The organism is Roseivirga sp. UBA838 (assembly GCF_002296035.1).
GTDB lineage: Bacteria > Bacteroidota > Bacteroidia > Cytophagales > Cyclobacteriaceae > Roseivirga > Roseivirga thermotolerans.
Genome location: NZ_DBHC01000010.1, coordinates 108,080 through 125,237, shown reverse-complemented (window position 1 = coordinate 125,237; position 17,158 = coordinate 108,080). Strand labels below are relative to the sequence as shown.

Below are 17,158 nucleotides of genomic sequence, written 5' to 3'. Positions count from 1 at the left end.
TTTTGAGCCATGAAAGTATACTTCGACAATGCCGCTACAACTCCATTAGACCCGGACGTTTTTGAAGAAATGAAGCCCCTCATGCTCGACATGTACGGCAACCCTTCTTCTACCCACGCTCATGGGCGAGAGGTTCGAACAAAAATAGAATACGCCCGCAGAAAAGTGGCCGAATTACTCAATACGGTTCCGGCCGAGATCTTCTTTACCTCAGGAGGCACCGAAGCAGACAACACAGCTATTCGTTGCACGGTCGAAGCATACGATATTAAACATATCATTACCACATCGATAGAACACCATGCCGTTGGCCATACGGTAGAGCGATTAGTAGCGCAGGGAAAAGTAAAAGCCAGCTATGTGGAGCTCGATGGTCAAGGCCATGTAAACATGGATCATCTTGAGCAGTTGTTAAAAAGCAATCCCAATTCTTTAGTTAGCATAATGCACGCCAACAATGAAATTGGCACCATCAATGATATTGAGCAGATTGGAGACCTGGCCAAAGAATATGGAGCCACCTTCCATTCAGACACCGTGCAAACCATGGGGCATTATGTGCACGACCTAAAACAACTGAATTGCCAGTTTATAGTAGGAGCTGCACACAAATTCCATGGCCCAAAAGGCGTTGGTTTCTTGCGCGTGTGCAAGAGCAGAACTATCGGTAGGTTTATTGAAGGTGGCGGACAGGAAAGAAACCACAGAGGCGGTACGGAAAACGTATATGGTATTGTGGGCCTGGCCAAAGCACTGGAAATTGCTTATGCTGAGATGGAATCCCATCAAAAACATGTTCAATCATTGAAAACCCGAATGATTGAGAAGCTACGCGAAAACATACCGGGGGTAGAATTCAATGGAGACATTAGCCCGGAAGGTAGCTTGTATACCGTTCTCAATGTGAGCTTTCCTCCGCATGAAAACAACGGCATGCTACTCTTTAGTCTCGATATCAACGGTATTTCGGCTTCTGGTGGAAGCGCCTGTTCCAGCGGAGCCAACAAGGGCTCACATGTACTCAATGGCATTAAGGCCGACCCAAACAGGCAAGGCATTCGCTTTTCATTTAGCAAGTACAACACAATAGAAGAGGTAGACTATACCGTTAATAAGCTGGTAGAAATTCTTGTTCCGGAAGCCGTGTCATGAAAACCAAACTAGCCGTTGTTCTAGCCCTGCTGGGCTGTTTCATTTGCGCCTGCTCTAACAGCGAAATTGACATTGTTGAGCTGCAGGGAACTATCGTAGATGTGAGAGACATACCGGCTATGGCCGAATGCGAGTGGATTTTGGATGTAAACGGACGCCTTTATAAACCCACATACCTTCCCAGCAATTATCGCGAAGACGGACTGGAAGTAATCGTGAAAGCAGAACTTTATAATCGGCAAGCCTCCTGTGCCTTTCTTAATAACAGTATAGAAACACTGCGAATAGAGCAGATCTATCGGATAGACTAAGCCTTTTTTACCAGATCTTCAAGGCACTCCACCCACAGAGGCGAATCGTTTAAGCTCGGCACAAGATCCCATACCTGGCCTCCGGCCTCCAAAAACTCTTCTTTGAACTCCTCTCCAACCTCCAGGGTTGTTTCCAGACAATCGGCAATAAATGCCGGAGAAAAAGCCAGCACCCTCTTTTTACCCATAGAGGGCAACGTTTTCAAAAACTCATCAGTGTAAGGCTGAATCCACGGGTCTTTGCCCAACCTAGACTGGAAGGTGGTTGTATACTCATCTTCCTTGAGCCCAAGCGCTTTGGCCAGTAGGCGAGAGGTATAAAAACACTGTGCTCTATAGCAATACCTATTCCGGTCGTGGAAGGCATTGCAGCAAGTGCCTAACTGGCACTGGTTGCCGACAGAACCCTTTTTGATATGGCGTTCCGGCACCCCATGATAACTAAACACCACATGGTCGTAGTCATTCCTAGCCATCATAGATCTTCCATTGGCTGCAAAAGCCTCAATGAACTTAGGGTGATCCATGAATTGATTAATATGCGCAATAGACGGAATAATTTGCCATTGGTTTACAATGGAATTCACCTTTTGAGAAACAGATCCCGTAGTGGCCGAAGCATATTGAGGAAACAGGGGCACCACAACAATGCGGCTCACATTTGCAGCCCTCAGTTCCTCTAAAGCACTCTCAATGCCGGGGCTCTGATAACGCATGCCCAGAGCCACCTTATAGCCAGCCCCCAGTTTTTCCTGAAGCATATCACGCACGTCCAGGCCATAAAACTTAAGCGGGCTGCCCCTGTCTTCCCAAAGCTTGGCATACTCCTTTGCACTTTTGGGAGCCCTAAAAGGGGCAATGATACCGTTCACAAGCATGGCTCGCAGCAGGTACGGAATATCAATAACGCGACCATCCATTAGAAACTCGCGCAAATACTTTCTCACATGGGGGGTAGAAGGGCTGTCTGGTGTACCCAGGTTTACTAACAAGACTCCCGTAATGTTCTTTGCCATAGCATTTATCTCTTTTGGAGAAACAGGCCGTAAAGATATTTGTTTTAATGCTGGGTAGAAAAGAAAGAAGCTGCCAGTTCAGACAGCTCCAGATATATCACACTCTATATAATTAGGCTTAATCAGTAATCTCCTCCTATAACTGAGTTTTGACCTTCCCAGAGTGCTTCTAATAAGGTAGTTGCATTGAAAACAATGAAGATGGACAATACCCTTACTCCCACATGGTTCGGATTAGAGCAAGAAACTTTTCCTTATGCTATTCTATTAAATTGAAGAAGCAAATCAATCGCAAACATGAAAACCATCAAACTCAAATTTCCCAACAAAGAAGGAGAACAGTTGGCCGCCAGGCTGGAAATGCCGGTAGATAAGCGCGTATATGCCTATGCCCTGTTTGCACATTGCTTTACCTGCTCAAAGAACCTGATGGCTGTAACCCACATCAGCCGTGCTTTAACCGCCAGGGGAATTGCCGTTTTGCGATTTGATTTTACAGGCTTAGGCGAGAGTGAAGGAGACTTTGAAGACACTAACTTTTCCAGCAATGTCAGCGATCTGATAGCTGCAGCCAATTATCTGGAAGAACACTACCAGCAAGCACAAATCATTATTGGTCACTCCCTGGGTGGAGCGGCTGTGCTCATGGCTGCCGCACAGCTCAAATATATAAAAGCGATAGCCACCATTGGTGCCCCAGCCGACCCAACGCACGTCACCCACCTGTTTCAAAACTCTATTGAGCAAATTGAATCGACCGGCAAAGCAGAGGTTTCATTAGGCGGAAGGCCCTTTACCATAAAAAAACAGTTTGTAAATGATTTGGCCGAATACGAAAAATCGGGAGTGATTAAAGAACTCAGAAGGCCTCTGCTCATTATGCACTCTCCTCAAGACGATGTGGTTGATATTAAAAATGCCGAAAAAATTTATGTTTCTGCCATGCACCCTAAAAGCTACGTTTCGCTCGATGGGGCCGATCATTTGCTCACCAACAAGGGAGATGCGGCCTATGTGGGGCAAGTAATAGCCGCATGGGCATCGCGCTATGTAGATTTTGAAAAGCAAACAGACCTAAATACCAATGAACAGGTAGTGGTAAGAAACGAAGCCGACCGGGGGCTGCAAACAGAAATAATGGCCAGCGGACACTTCCTGTTGACCGATGAGCCCGAAGAAGTAGGGGGAACAAACCTCGGGGCTACACCCTATGACCTGCTCGTTGCCGCGCTTGGGGCCTGCACCGCCATGACCATCAGGCTCTATGCCAACCACAAAAAATGGCCTCTGGAAGAGGTAAAAGTACACCTCACTCGTGAAAAACGCCATGCAAATGATGCTCGTGATTTGAGTGAAAAAAGTAAAATAGAGTTTATTGACCGCTATCTGGAGCTCTCCGGCAACCTGACCGATGAGCAGCGCAAACGCATAACAGAAATAGCCGACAAATGCCCCGTTCATAAAACTTTGACCAATGGTTTGCAGGTAAATACTACCTTAAAGGACTAACCAAATCAGAGTTATGAAAAGATTTATTGGCTTTCTCAGCTTATTACTCTTTTTAACGCAGTCTTCGCTAGTAGCCCAAAACCTCTACATTACTGGAGGTTACTACTTTCACACGCCTTCAGGGCAAATGAAGGCCAACAAAGGCATGGTCATAAGAAGTGGAAAATTAGTTGCCATTGGAGAACCACTTGAGAACACCCGTGAGTACGAGACTCTTGAGCTAAGTGATAACCAATACATTTTGCCGGGCATATTCGACCTACACGCCCACTACCGGGTAACTTTCGATGGCGTGCGGAGAGATGAAGTAGTGGCCAACCCCGTTATCTTTCTGGCCAATGGGGTCACCTCTACCTTTCCGGGAGGAGAAATTCAGCCGGAAGTAATGTTAGAAGCCCGAAGAGCTATTGACAGGGGAGAAAAAATAGGCCCTCGAATTCATAGCTCAGGCCCCTACTTTGGAACGGCCTTTCCCGCTTGGGACAGACGCACTACGGTAGAAGATGTCTATGCCACCGTAGACCATTGGGCTGAACAGGGAGTTGCAGGCTTTAAGGCCAAGGGCATAAGCCCGGTACTATTACAGGCGCTTATAGAACGAGCCCACTTGCACGGCCTTACCGTTACAGGACATCTGGGTTCCGGCTATCGAAACACCGTTAACCCAAAAGAAGCCATACGCATGGGCATTGACAGGATAGAGCATTTTTTAGGAGGCGATGCCATACCTGATTCCGTATCGGCCTATGCCACCCTTCAGAATCTGGATTTAAACAACCCGCAAACGGCCTCACAAATCGATGCACAGATTGACTGGTTCATTGCCAACAACGTATATTTCGATGCCACGCTGACGGCCTATGGATACTATGGGCACCGCAAAGCTTTCTATGATTATTGGCACAACGAAAGACAGTATCTCACTCCCTATGCTTTTGAAATTACCAAAGACACCCGGCAAGAGCTGGCCATGTTCCAAAAGATATTTGATGTAAAGAAAAAGACTGTGAAACGGTATTACGATAAAGGCGGCAAAATAACCCTCGGAACTGACCACCCCTCTGTGGGGGAGTTTATTCCCGGATTTAGCGCCCATCGTGAAATGGAAGCCTTAAACGCCATTGGCATTCCCAATGCCGATGTACTGCGTATTGCCACAATCAATGGAGCAGAAGCCCTACGGATGAGCGATAAGCTGGGTAGTATAACCGTGGGTAAACTAGCCGATTTATTTGTGGTAACGGGCAACCCCTTAAATGACATAACCCACACACGAAACGTTCAGTGGGTGGTTAAAGGAGGTATTAAATACAACAGTAAGGAACTACTGAATAGTGTAAAAGGTACCATGGGACCCAAAAATGAAAACGATTGGAAATAGCAAAGAGGCTGTCTCAAAAGCTTAGTATCATTCCCCCACACAAATGGGAGATCTCTTAAAATGAGGTATAAATCCAGATTAAGTCTCCCGATCAAACAGAGGATGACGAACTAGTTGGCTTTTGAGGCAGCCTCTCTTTTCTAACAACTGATGAAATTTCTGAGGTTTTTTAGGCCCGCGCTGACCTTTTCAAAAACACCCTTCTCACAAGCAGCCGCTAGCGGCCACCATCCTTTCGCACGCTCTTTCTCAATTCCATTCTTCGTTTGAGCATGTGCCGCTTAAACCTCATAGGCTGTCGTGGGCCATCGAAATGGCGTCCCTTGTCCTCTCTCTGCATGCGCTGTATTGCTTCGCCTCGTCTGCCTTTCAACTCTTCCAGTTTTGCCAACTGTTCCGGTGTAAGCAGAGCCTTCATTCGTTCACGTTGCTCCTGTCTTTCCACAAAAGCATCGCGCCTCAATTCTTCACGCATTGTTCTGAATTGTTCCATACGCTGCTTGCGAGCCTCTTGGGCAGCTTTCAATTCCTTATCCAGTTCAGCCTTTTGCTCCGCATTGAGCCCTAGCCTTGCCGCCAATTGCTCCGTTTTCAAGAGCGTTTTTTCACTGGTTTGAGCAAACATTTGCTGGCTTACCACGACCATAATGGCAAACACCATAAATTGAATAGATTTTGTCATAATGTTGTTGTTTGCCTTTTGGATGGGCAAAACTGCAGAAGGTTTAATTACTGTACCCTAAAGGGCACCGTAACCTTGGTGTCGTCCCAGGCCATGGTGAGGCGAGGCTGACCATTTTCTTCTGTAAAGTCTATGGTAAAAACCTCTACGGGTTGGGGAAGCCGCTCTACCTGCCCAGGTACACGTAGTACGTCAAACTCGGGGAAATACTCGGTTCCCCAATCAGGAATTTTGCTATTGAATATCACTTCCCATTCGTTGGGTTTCGGAATGGTTACCAGTGAATACTTGCCTGCCGGCAGTTGGGCACCATTATCAAACTCAATGTCTCGGCTCAGCTCTATATGAGTTGGTTCATTGGCCCCTGTGCGCCACCAACGACCATAAGGTACTAAATCGCCAAAAATGGTTCTGCCTTTTCTCGAAGGACGATTGTAAAACACCTTCACAGAAATATCGGAGGTTATATACTCTGCACTAGCCTCGGGGCTAAACTGTTTGGTGTAGTAAAGCATGTATTGGTTTATGCCCACATAGGCCAAAACCACAAACAGCACGGCACCCACAATGTATACAATCCGTCTCTTCATGTCCTGTAAATATATCCAATTCGAAAAAGTCGCCACCAGAAACGGGCCAAATAATGGTCAAATATGGGTTTATTCATGTTTTTCATTTTTGAATTCCCATTGGTTTAGTTGAAAGTGATTTCCATATCTTTGCGGCATGGCACAGAATGACGATAATCTGCTCAAGAAAATAACAAGTCACGCAAAGGAATATGGCTTTATATTCCCCTCCAGCGAGATATACGATGGTTTGGCTGCGGCCTATGACTATGGCCAGAATGGTGTTGAGCTAAAGAACAACATAAAGGAGTATTGGTGGAAAGCCATGGTGCAAATGAATGAAAACATTGTCGGTATTGATGCCGCCATTTTCATGCACCCAACTACCTGGAAAGCGTCTGGTCACGTAGATGCCTTCAACGATCCATTGATTGACAACAAAGATTCCAAGAAGCGGTATCGTGCCGATGTGCTGATTGAAGAAGTAGTGGCTAAGTACGAGGCTAAAATTGCCAAGGAGGTTGAAAAAGCTAAAAAGCGATTTGGCGATGCCTTTGATGAAGCACAGTTTCTGGCCACCAACCCAAATGTACTGAGAAGCCAGACCAAGATCGATGAGATTGAGCAGCGTCTAGGTGCCAGTATGGAAAAAGGCGATCTGGCCGATATAAAAGCTTTAATCGAAGAGCTTGAAATTGCCTGCCCTGTTTCCGGTTCTAAGAACTGGACGGATGTGCGTCAGTTCAACCTGATGTTCTCTACCGAACTGGGTTCTGTAGCAGAAGGTGCCAATAAAATTTACCTGAGACCAGAAACGGCCCAGGGTATCTTTGTAAACTACTTAAATGTGCAAAAAACCGGCAGAATGAAGATCCCTTTCGGTATTGCACAAATTGGTAAAGCCTTTAGAAATGAAATTATAGCCCGTCAGTTCATTTTCAGAATGAGAGAATTTGAACAGATGGAAATGCAATTCTTTGTGAAGCCGGGTGAGGAAATGACCTGGTACGAAAACTGGAAAGCCAAGCGAATTGCATGGCACAAAGCATTGGGTCTGGGAGAAGAAAACTACAGATTCCACGACCATATTAACCTGGCGCACTACGCCAATGCGGCCACCGATGTGCAGTTCAACTTCCCAATGGGCTTTAAAGAGTTGGAAGGAATTCACTCAAGAACCGATTTCGACTTAAAAGCACACGAAGAGCACTCTGGTAAGAAGCTTCAGTTCTTCGACCCTGAGGAAAATAAATCTTATGTGCCTTATGTAATCGAGACATCGATTGGTTTGGATCGTATGTTCCTGGCCATACTTTCGGCCTCGTACACTGAAGAAACTTTAGAAGATGGCAGTGAAAGAACTGTATTGAAAATTCCTGCGGCTTTGGCTCCTTATAAAGTGGCAGTACTTCCATTGGTGAAGAAAGATGGGCTTCCTGAAAAGGCCAGAGAAATCCTTTCAGACCTGCAGTTCGACTTTAACTGTCAGTACGATGAGAAAGATGCTATCGGTAAGCGCTACAGAAGGCAGGACGCCATCGGTACTCCTTTCTGCGTTACTGTAGATTACGATACACTGGAAGATAACACGGTAACTATCCGAGATAGAGATGACCTGTCTCAAATCAGGGTTTCTATCGATGAGCTGAAAAGCAAGTTGAAAGAGAGCTGTGCGCTGGAGGGATTGTTGAGGAAACTGTAACATTTATGTCATTCCCGCGCAAGCGGGAATCTCCTCTTCAATTATTCATTTTCAATGAGTATTTAGATTTGAACGCTTGGATTTCCTCATAAGAAAGATTTTCTCCTAAGTATGTTCTACCATCCATGTACTCCTTGATTGGAACTCCATTCTCATAAATCTTTTCTAATACTTTAAGAAGTTTCTGTTGTGAGGCTGGCCCCCATTGCATGAAATGATATTTGTGGAGATTGCCTTTCTCTTGAAAGGAAAGATAATTTTCTGTTCCACTTCTCAAATTATAAAAGCTCCATGCACTGTATTCTTTCTTTTTGTAGAAGGATTCGAAATGTATGGTCAATTCATAGAGTTGATCTAATTTGAATTTTTGATTTTTAAGAGCTATAAATTCTGGAGTTATGGTTAATGATCCAATTATTCTTCCTGCGATTGGCTTTTGCTTATAATCAGCCCACCTAGCGAAAGAAATAAAACCTGCTCCAACCAACCCCGCTCAAAGGAATTTGGGATACCCCATTTCGAACAGTAAATAGCTAAGGGCACAAATAAGTGCTCCTATTAAATCCAATAGGTGCTTGGTGAGGGGCTTTTATGTGATGGTGGGTTATATATGTCCGCTTCAAAAATTGGAGAATTGGTCTTTCCATATCTAGTCTTAGAGCAACCCTTTAAATGTGTTATTTATTAATTTCAAGGCTTAAATAATACCTCGTAGCCTTTCTTTCTCCAGTCCTTTTTAAAGCCCCCATTTCTACCAGAGACTGTAAATCCCGGGTAGCGGTGGAGGCAGTGGTTTGAGCTATTCTTATATAGTTGGCGGCACTTAGGCCTCCTTTAAAGCCTTCCAGCCCTTCCCTAAAAACACGGTCTATGACTTTGGCCTGGCGCTCATTCAAATGCTTGTCGAACTTTTGGTATAACTTGGTTTTCTCTATCAGAAAGTCAATCAACTTTTGCGTGTATTCCTGGGCCTTAAGTACCGTCTGGGCATAGTATTCCAGCCATGGGTTAATGTTCAGGTCGAAACTGTTTTTGTTCAAGGCCTCGTAATAGTCCTTCTTATTTTGCTGAATCACTTTTGAGAAGGCCAGCAAAGCCGGTTTTCCCATTTGCTGTGAAATGGCCTTGATGGAAAGTGCCCTGCCAATCCTGCCATTACCATCCTCAAAAGGGTGTATACTCTCAAAGTAAAGGTGAGCTATTCCTGAAAAGACTAGAGGGTACAGACCGGCCTCCTCAGATGTAGACATGCGATTGAACCAACCAACAAACTCTTCCATTTCTTTCGGTACTCTTTCTGAAGGAGGAGCTTCAAAATGAACCTTTGGCTTATTGATAGAGCCTGAAACTACCTGCATAGAATCTTCATGGGTTCTGTAAGCACCAATGTCAATCAAGTCTCTACGGCCTAGAGTCAGCATTTTGTGCCATTCAAACATCATTTCGTGCGTAAGAGGCTTCTCATAGGTTTTATAAAGACTCACCATCATATCCGCTATGCCTTCTTCAGCCGGAGGCACACGCTTCATGTCTGTTTTAAGCCCTAAGTGCTTCCTGATCGATGATTTAAGCGAATCCCTGTTAAGTATTTCTCCTTCTATTTCTGAAGTATAAAGTGCCTCATCAATGAGTAGTTCAAGTTTCAGAGATTCATCTTCCTGGCTATCTAGGTGCTTTAAGCTGCCATCTAAGAGCCCTGAATTGTGTAAATACTTCTTTTCGAAAGAAGCGAATCTAGTCAGGTCATATTTAAAATGAGGCCAGCCTTTTTTCTTCCAGTTCCAGGGCATGAGCTATAAATTCTATTTTTATAGCTCAAATATAGTATATTTTATGAGCTATAAATAATCCGTTTATAGCTCATTATCTCAATACGCTGTACTCAATATCCGATACAATTTTCACCCCCCTTCCCTCTGCCAGTATATAAGAGGAGGCTAATAACCTCCTCTTACCATTTCCAACGCTCCGTTTTCTTTAACAAAGAGCAAAATCAATTCTCCATTTACTTCGGCCATACCTGTAGCCCCCGAAGCATAGGCTCCCAATATAGCTGACTGCTCCGACCAGCCGGCCTGAGCCAGTGTTCCATAACCGGAATTAGTTGTGGCCGATTGCGCAGGGTCGTACGAAATGGGGTGTTCCGGAGTCATTAATCCATGAATCGAAAACGATTCGGTAAGCAACAAATCGTTGCCAACTCCGCGATGCACCAGGTGCATCACTCCATCGAGCGTAGCACAAGCCAGCTCGCCTGAGCCCAAATAGGGTTGAGAAACAGGCTCTTTCTCCTTTGGTGTTCCTGCATAGGCTGCAGCAGAAAAATGGGCGACCGGATAGACATTGGGCGACCACTTGTCTTTAGAGGTGTTGCTCTGCGGACCATTATAGGCTGAAGTCTCAAGGGTGACTACATTGAAATCGGCCGTATTGTACGAACACACCTGAATTTGATGACTGTTTGTATCTTCCATCATCAGATAAATGGAAGCACCCAAAACTCCCAGCTCAATATCGCCATTGCTGGAAAAGCCAACGGAAACAGCCGTCTGCCAATGGTCTTGTGCATCGGTAGTCATGGAATAAACAGCCCCGGTGCTGTCCGTATAGGCCAGCATAAGTTGTGTAGCCTCGTTGTAAGACACAAGGCTGAGTTTATCGGCATTTTGCTGCAAGGTCTGAGGGTTCTTACTCCATCCGGTCTGTTCTGTATAAGTCAGTGTTTTTAGGGTGCTGCCTTCCACATAGGCAAGAGTGAGACTATGGTTCACAACGGCAAGTGCTATAGAGCCAGAAGCAGCAACGCCTACCGACTGTGTATCGCTCCAATTATCTCCATCGAATGTCGCATAGTGCAAGTTTCCGTCTGGAGCAGCATAAACCAGATAGAGTGCATCTTTGTAGTTGGCCAAGGCCATGGCGCCCGTTAGGGTAAAAGGTGTGGGTTCCGGAGCTTCCCAAATAAACGTTTCGCCCCACAAAAACTTAAACCAGTTGGCCTCTTTATCATTCTTACCCAAAGATCCCAAGCCAAAATTGTGCTCAATGGTTTTGATTAAACTGTAGTGGTTGTAGCCTTCCAAAGCTACTCCTCCTGCCTGTACCATATCTCCAAGAAGGACGGTATAAATCTGGTTGGGACCATCATAGAAATACTTTTTGTCTTTGGGCAGATCGTATGCCGCTTCAAAATCGGCCTCATCGAAAGTCACTACGACAAGCGTGTTGGGGGGAAAGTGTGAGTTGGGCCCTGGAAAGTTGAGCGAATTAAAAAAACCTTCCAGCCAAACGGCTGCCTGATCGACTAAAGTAGGGGCGCGCTCCTTGGGCTGCTTGTCTTTATCGGCCGGAATATCGATCGGATTTGTTCCGTCCAGATAGTGCCCATCGTTCCACATATTGGGAGTAAACCAGCTGTAGGCCGGAAGAGTACCATTGAGCAAATCGGAGTAAAGGGCTGCTTCGTTCTGGATTTTCTTCCACCTGGACTCATTCTCAATAATGTTTTTGAAAGAAGAGAATGGGTTATGTTTAATCATATACGGATACTCGTCTTTGGGCTGCATGCCTTCAGACCACGGTTGGTTTTGAGGTATGTAGCTATCCATATATGCCTTCCAGTCGAGTCTATAGGGCGATTCTTCTATCAGGTCTACGATGGTGCGCTGCTCAAGTGGGCTCGGAGGTGGATCATCGTCTGTCATATTACATAGCTCGGCAGCAATCGAAGCAATGTAGTTGGTTTGCGAGGGATGCATTACCCCAAAGTAGTTAGCCATGTCTATACCTTGCCTGGCGAGACCCCGGAAATATTCGTTTTCCATAACATAGCTCCGGTATTGGTTCTCGAACATGATAATGAATACATGGTCAAAAACCCGATTTGTGTTTGTGTTCATTGTAGTACGCTTAATTTAGTTGGTGCGTATGAAGATAAGAAATTAGAAGGAGTAGGAAAATGCTATGCTACTGACTATAAACATATGGCTCACGAAACTATCCATTCATAAGCTATAAACAATCCATTTATGGCTCATTTTCTTGCTAAAAACCACTCCTAAAACAAGCCCATTTGCCCCCTTTTGGTTTTCACGAATAAATCTGTCCTTAGAGGGGGCCTGTGATGTGAATTTCCAAAGTATTTGGTCTTGCTTATAGCAAACAGCTTATGAATCGATTCAACCATTATACCCTCTCCCTGCATTCGCTTTCCAAAACGGCTGTCGTTGAGTTGCCCGCCATGGGCTCCCTTTATTTGGTTAAGTATTTTAGTGGCTCTATCGGGAAAAGCCTTTTTCACCCAATGCTCGAAAACCTGACCAATTTGACCGTTTAGCCTGACCATGGTAAAGCCTGCACTCCTTGCTCCGGCCTTTGAGGCGGCCTCCATAATATTGGGGATTTCATGGTCGTTCAGCCCGGGAATAATTGGGCCAATCATAATGTTGCCGTTTACACCCAAACGGCTCAGCGTCTCTATTGCCCTGAGTTTCTGCTGTGTAGTAGCTGTTCGGGGTTCAAGTTTTCGCCTTACTTTTTCATCCAGCGTTGTTACAGAAAAGATAACAGTAGCCAAATCGTCCTTAGCCAGATCACTGAGAAGGTCGGCATCTCTGGTTGCTAACACATTTTTGGTAATAATGCCCACCGGATGTTTATATTTTAAAAAGACCTCCAGAAGTTTTCGGGTAATGCCGAGCTTGCGCTCTATTGGCTGATAGCAGTCTGTGTTGCCTGAAAGTACAATGGTGGCCGGCTCATAGCTGGGTTTCTGAAAATAGCTTTCGAGCAGGGAAGGGGCATTCTGCTTATAAAGGACTACGCGTTCGAAGTCAAGCCCGGCATTATAGCCCCAGTACTCATGGGAGTTTCTCGCATAACAATAAATGCAGCCGTGCTCGCAACCCTGATAGGGATTTAGCGAAAACTCCATGCCCACATCGGGACTTACCACTTTGTTGACTATGGTTTTGGGGAATATGGGAACATATTGGGTAGGAGGAGCCCCCTCATCGTATTCATCTATTCCTTCCAGATGCTCCTGTACGTACTCGTGCAGCAAAAACCTATTCTTCACCTGAATCTGTGCTCCTCTTCCTTTTATCATAGTATTATTTTTAGTATTGCTAAATATAATAGCAATTAACTAAATATTATCGGATGGGTGCTAAAAATGCGCTTCCAATAACTGGTGAAATCAGGTTTTTTGATCAGAGGAAAAAATAATTTGAAGCGAAGGACTAACTTGTTCTTTTGTCAGAATCAAACTCATTCTATTCATGAAAAAATATTTGCCCTACTGGCTTGTACTGGTAGTCCTTACCTGCTCCTTCTCATGGTATGAGGCACAAGCCCAAAGAAGAAATCAAAAAACGGAAAGTGCAGCGGTTCAAAAAGACCCTTCCGATGGCTTTTCATTAAACACCCTTCGTTTCAGAAGCGTGGGTCCGGCCCTTACATCGGGTCGAATAGCTGACCTGGCGGTGAACCCTGATAACCCTGCCGAGTTTTACGTAGCCGCTGCTGCCGGGGGGGTATGGAAAACCACGAATGCCGGTACTACATTCGATCCCATTTTTGATAATTATGGCAGCTACTCTATAGGAGCCCTGGCCATGGACCCCAACAACCACAATGTGATTTGGGTAGGAACCGGAGAAAACAACAACCAGCGCTCGGTTTCTTATGGTGACGGCATTTATAAATCCATTGATGGAGGAGCCTCATTTAAACACATGGGCCTAAAAAAGTCTGAGCATATTGGCATGATTGCTATAGACCCCAGAAACTCGGATGTAGTATATGTGGCTGCTTATGGCCCCTTGTGGAGTGCAGGAGGCGACAGAGGTCTTTACAAAACAACCGATGGTGGCGAAACCTGGGAAAAGGTACTCGAAATATCGGAGCATACGGGGGTAAACGAGGTACACCTTGACCCCAGAAACCCCGATGTAATTTATGCCACCGCGCATCAGCGCAGGAGAAGACAATGGACCTACCTGGGTGGAGGCCCTGAGTCGGGCATATACAAATCTACCGATGCCGGCAAAACTTGGGACAAGATAAACCGCGGACTTCCGGGAGTGGACAAGGGACGTATAGGTATGGCCATTTCTCCCGCCAACCCTGAAGTACTTTATGCCATTGTAGAAGCACAGAACGGGCAAGGCGGCTTCTACAGAAGCACGAATCGTGGCGCCTCCTGGCAAAAAATGAGCAACCATTCTACCAGCGGAAACTACTATCAGGAGATTGTAGCCGATCCGGTAGATGTAGACCGTGTGTACTCTCTCAACACATTCACCATGGTGACGGTTGATGGAGGAAAAACTTTCACCCAACTGGGAGAAAAGAGTAAGCACTGGGATAACCACGCCATGTGGATTAACCCTAAAAACAACAAGCACATTCTTCAGGGCTGCGATGGCGGTGTGTATGAAAGCTTTGATCAGGGAGAAAACTGGAAGTTTTTTACCAACCTGCCGGTAACGCAGTTCTATAAAGTTTCGGTAGACAATGCAGAACCCTTTTACAACATAATGGGCGGAACCCAAGACAACTACAGCCTACATGGCCCCTCGCAAACGGTGAGCCGACACGGAATTATTAGTTCCGATTGGATTGTGACTCAAGGAGGCGATGGTTTTGAGTCGGTACCCGACCCTGTTGAACCCAATATTGTGTATGCTCAATCGCAAAATGGAGGCCTCATTCGTTTCGATAGAAAAAGTGGAGAAAGTGTAACCATTGTTCCCCGTCCGGAAAAAGGAGAAAAAGAATATAACTTCAACTGGGACTCTCCCCTTATGGTGAGTCCACACGACCATAAAACCATATACTTTGCCGGAAACAAACTTTTCAAAAGTACCGATCGCGGGAACTCCTGGGAGGTGATTAGCGGAGAGTTAGATCAGGATATAGACCGGAACCTGTTGCCTGTAATGGGTAAAATATGGCCTATGGATGCAGTAGCCAAAAATGGATCTACTTCCAGATACGGTGCCGCAGTATCGCTCGATGAGTCCAGACTTCAGCAAGGGCTAATTTATGTGGGTTCTGACGATGGGCAGATTAGCGTAACGGAAGATGGAGGCAAGAACTGGTTTAAGATAAACCGCTTTCCCGGAGTACCTGAAAACACTTATGTATATGACCTTATTGCCTCAAAACACGATGTAAACACTGTGTATGCGGCATTTAATAATCACAAAAGTGGAGACTTTACTCCATATGTCTATGTAAGTAATGACAAAGGCAGAACCTGGCGAAGTATAAGCAGTAACCTGCCCGAAGGAGCGGTGTATGCTCTGGAACAAGACCATGTAAATGCCAACATTCTTTTTGCGGGCACTGAATATGGCGTACATGTAAGCCTGAATGGAGGTCAAAGCTGGAAAGCCCTAAAGGCCGGGCTACCTACAATTAACGTGAGAGACATGGCTATTCAGGAAAGAGAAAACGATCTGGTACTGGGCACCTTTGGCCGAGGGTTTTATGTGCTTGACGACTACAGCATTTTAAGAGAATTCTCTGAGGAGATTGCCGAAAAACAAGCTCATATATTTTCTATTTCCGAAGCCAAAATGTTCAACGAATGGACTCCACTAGGCTCTTTGGGATCGAGAGAGCACGGTTTTCAGGGCGAGATGCACTATTCTGCTCCCAACCCTCAAACGGGAGCTATTATTAACTATTATCTCAAAGAAGGCACTACCACTCTGAGGGCCGAAAGAAACAGGCGGGAGTCTGAAGCCTTTAAAAAAGGAGAGGCCATTCCGTATCCTAGTTTGGAGGAATACAAAGCCGAGCAAAATGAAGCCCCCTCTTACATGATATTCACTATTAAAGACCAGGCCGGAGAAGTAGTGAGTGAGCTGAGAAGTCCGTTGCGCAAAGGACTAAACCAAATAGTTTGGGATCTTACATACATGAACTTTTATAGCGTAAATGCCCGTCAGGCCAACCCTTCATCGAGCCTCAGCTCTACGGGCGTGTTTGTAGTGCCGGGTACTTACACGGTAAGCATGAGTCAGGTGCTGAAAGGCGAGCTTTCGGAGCTGGTTAGTAACGTACCTTTCCGCGTGTCGGAGCTCAATAACCGCACCTTGCCTGCCGCAAATTGGTCGGCCATGGCAGAGTTTAAGAAGAAAGCAGCCCGTCTGGTAGCAGCCATGAACGCCACTAGGTCGGTCCTTTCTGAAATGGGCGGTGAGCTGGATGTCTTCAGAGCATCGGCTAAAGCCATGCCTATTCAGGAATCGCTACAATTGCTCAAAGAAATTGATGAATTAGAAAAAGAACTGGAAGCCATAAACATAGCAATGAATGGAGACCCCAACCTGGGGAGGCTCGATATGGATGGTGACTATGACATGCGCCAGCGCGCCCAAAGTGCCGCCTACGACATCTATGGCTCGCTCTCAGATGTTACGGGCACATCCATTAAAAACTATGAAATTGCGGCCGATGAGTTTACTCCGATTTTGACCTCGGTGCGAGCTCTTCAAAGCCGAATGGAGGCAATGCACCGAAAGCTTGGCAGCAGAAACAGCCCATGGCTGGCAGGGGCTTTGCCTAACTGGAGCAAGTAAAAGCTATTTAGACTTTGCAAAGCGGCTCAATAGAGAAGTCTGCCGAATAGTGGCTAACCGAAGCCACTATTTACCACAACAGACCTAATCTCTAAAGAGCCGCTTTGTTTTTTGGGATTGTGCCAGGAATATCCCAGTTTTATCCGCAACGTATTGAATTACACCCTGATAGACACCTGTTTCGATTAAAAGCGTGTCAAATACATTTTTTTATATTTAAGTGTCTTGAAAAGAGGTGTATATTT

The 17,158-nt window shown here is 45.5% G+C and carries 13 protein-coding genes; 6 read left to right on the top strand and 7 right to left on the bottom strand.

Going from position 1 to position 17,158, the window contains the following annotated elements; genetic code table 11:
* Positions 1-9: 9 nt before the first annotated feature.
* Both B3O12_RS03390 and B3O12_RS03385 read left to right on the top strand, forming a co-directional pair.
* Positions 10-1,152 carry a cysteine desulfurase family protein gene (locus B3O12_RS03390; protein ID WP_286755309.1) on the top strand — a complete coding sequence of 381 codons (1,143 nt, stop codon included), beginning with the start codon at positions 10-12 and terminating at the stop codon, positions 1,150-1,152.
* Positions 1,149-1,463: a hypothetical protein gene (locus B3O12_RS03385; RefSeq protein WP_286755307.1), complete on the top strand. Its 315-nt coding sequence runs from the start codon at positions 1,149-1,151 to the stop codon at positions 1,461-1,463. The genes B3O12_RS03390 and B3O12_RS03385 overlap by 4 nt, the downstream gene beginning before the upstream one ends.
* Here B3O12_RS03385 and hemH read toward each other — a convergent pair.
* Positions 1,460-2,479 carry a ferrochelatase gene (gene hemH, locus B3O12_RS03380; protein WP_189628851.1) on the bottom strand — a complete coding sequence of 340 codons (1,020 nt, stop codon included), beginning with the start codon at positions 2,477-2,479 and terminating at the stop codon, positions 1,460-1,462. The genes B3O12_RS03385 and hemH overlap by 4 nt on opposite strands.
* 297 nt (positions 2,480-2,776) lie before the next feature.
* On the opposite strand from hemH, the gene B3O12_RS03375 reads away from it, so the two are divergent.
* Together B3O12_RS03375 and B3O12_RS03370 are read left to right on the top strand one after the other, a co-directional pair.
* Entirely contained in the window at positions 2,777-3,988 is a 1,212-nt protein-coding gene (locus B3O12_RS03375) for a bifunctional alpha/beta hydrolase/OsmC family protein (RefSeq protein WP_286747387.1), read from the top strand.
* Between the two features lie 13 nt (positions 3,989-4,001).
* Positions 4,002-5,369: an amidohydrolase family protein gene (locus B3O12_RS03370; protein WP_189628849.1), complete on the top strand. Its 1,368-nt coding sequence runs from the start codon at positions 4,002-4,004 to the stop codon at positions 5,367-5,369.
* Positions 5,370-5,586: 217 nt separating this feature from the next.
* Here B3O12_RS03370 and B3O12_RS03365 read toward each other — a convergent pair whose 3' ends face one another.
* Complete coding sequence (locus B3O12_RS03365) at positions 5,587-6,051, bottom strand: hypothetical protein (protein WP_286755305.1); 465 nt, start codon at positions 6,049-6,051, stop codon at positions 5,587-5,589.
* Between the two features lie 47 nt (positions 6,052-6,098).
* Entirely contained in the window at positions 6,099-6,641 is a 543-nt protein-coding gene (locus B3O12_RS03360; protein ID WP_189628847.1) for a DUF2911 domain-containing protein, read from the bottom strand.
* A 136-nt stretch (positions 6,642-6,777) separates the two neighbouring features.
* Here B3O12_RS03360 and B3O12_RS03355 point away from each other — a divergent pair, with 136 nt between their 5' ends.
* Positions 6,778-8,322, top strand: coding sequence for a glycine--tRNA ligase (locus B3O12_RS03355; RefSeq protein WP_286755304.1), 1,545 nt, complete (start codon positions 6,778-6,780; stop codon positions 8,320-8,322).
* A gap of 37 nt (positions 8,323-8,359) precedes the next feature.
* Here B3O12_RS03355 and B3O12_RS03350 read toward each other — a convergent pair whose 3' ends face one another.
* From B3O12_RS03350 to B3O12_RS03335, 4 genes are all read right to left on the bottom strand, one after another.
* Positions 8,360-8,809 carry a hypothetical protein gene (locus B3O12_RS03350; protein WP_286755302.1) on the bottom strand — a complete coding sequence of 150 codons (450 nt, stop codon included), beginning with the start codon at positions 8,807-8,809 and terminating at the stop codon, positions 8,360-8,362.
* Positions 8,810-8,999: 190 nt separating this feature from the next.
* On the bottom strand, positions 9,000-10,112 hold the full coding sequence (locus B3O12_RS03345; RefSeq protein ID WP_286755300.1) for a Fic family protein: 1,113 nt from the start codon (positions 10,110-10,112) through the stop codon (positions 9,000-9,002).
* Positions 10,113-10,259: 147 nt separating this feature from the next.
* A complete protein-coding gene (locus B3O12_RS03340) occupies positions 10,260-12,221 on the bottom strand; it encodes an alkaline phosphatase family protein (protein ID WP_286755299.1) in 1,962 nt (653 codons plus the stop codon).
* A gap of 158 nt (positions 12,222-12,379) precedes the next feature.
* On the bottom strand, positions 12,380-13,429 hold the full coding sequence (locus tag B3O12_RS03335; protein ID WP_286755298.1) for a PA0069 family radical SAM protein: 1,050 nt from the start codon (positions 13,427-13,429) through the stop codon (positions 12,380-12,382).
* 172 nt (positions 13,430-13,601) lie between these two features.
* Between B3O12_RS03335 and B3O12_RS03330 the strand changes: the two genes are divergently transcribed.
* Positions 13,602-16,913, top strand: a complete 3,312-nt coding sequence (locus B3O12_RS03330) for a VPS10 domain-containing protein (RefSeq protein ID WP_286755297.1) — start codon at positions 13,602-13,604, stop codon at positions 16,911-16,913.
* The last annotated feature ends 245 nt before the right edge of the window (positions 16,914-17,158 follow it).

Excerpts from the sequence above, each read along its gene's own strand:
- B3O12_RS03375 (WP_286747387.1), top strand. The coding sequence starts at position 2,777 with ATGAAAACCATCAAACTCAAATTTCCCAACAAAGAAGGAGAACAGTTG.
- B3O12_RS03345 (WP_286755300.1), bottom strand. The coding sequence starts at position 10,112 with ATGCCCTGGAACTGGAAGAAAAAAGGCTGGCCTCATTTTAAATATGAC.
- B3O12_RS03385 (WP_286755307.1), top strand. The coding sequence starts at position 1,149 with ATGAAAACCAAACTAGCCGTTGTTCTAGCCCTGCTGGGCTGTTTCATT.
- B3O12_RS03365 (WP_286755305.1), bottom strand. The coding sequence starts at position 6,051 with ATGACAAAATCTATTCAATTTATGGTGTTTGCCATTATGGTCGTGGTA.
- B3O12_RS03390 (WP_286755309.1), top strand. The coding sequence starts at position 10 with ATGAAAGTATACTTCGACAATGCCGCTACAACTCCATTAGACCCGGAC.
- B3O12_RS03360 (WP_189628847.1), bottom strand. The coding sequence starts at position 6,641 with ATGAAGAGACGGATTGTATACATTGTGGGTGCCGTGCTGTTTGTGGTT.
- B3O12_RS03355 (WP_286755304.1), top strand. The coding sequence starts at position 6,778 with ATGGCACAGAATGACGATAATCTGCTCAAGAAAATAACAAGTCACGCA.
- B3O12_RS03330 (WP_286755297.1), top strand. The coding sequence starts at position 13,602 with ATGAAAAAATATTTGCCCTACTGGCTTGTACTGGTAGTCCTTACCTGC.
- hemH (WP_189628851.1), bottom strand. The coding sequence starts at position 2,479 with ATGGCAAAGAACATTACGGGAGTCTTGTTAGTAAACCTGGGTACACCA.
- B3O12_RS03335 (WP_286755298.1), bottom strand. The coding sequence starts at position 13,429 with ATGATAAAAGGAAGAGGAGCACAGATTCAGGTGAAGAATAGGTTTTTG.
- B3O12_RS03370 (WP_189628849.1), top strand. The coding sequence starts at position 4,002 with ATGAAAAGATTTATTGGCTTTCTCAGCTTATTACTCTTTTTAACGCAG.
- B3O12_RS03340 (WP_286755299.1), bottom strand. The coding sequence starts at position 12,221 with ATGAACACAAACACAAATCGGGTTTTTGACCATGTATTCATTATCATG.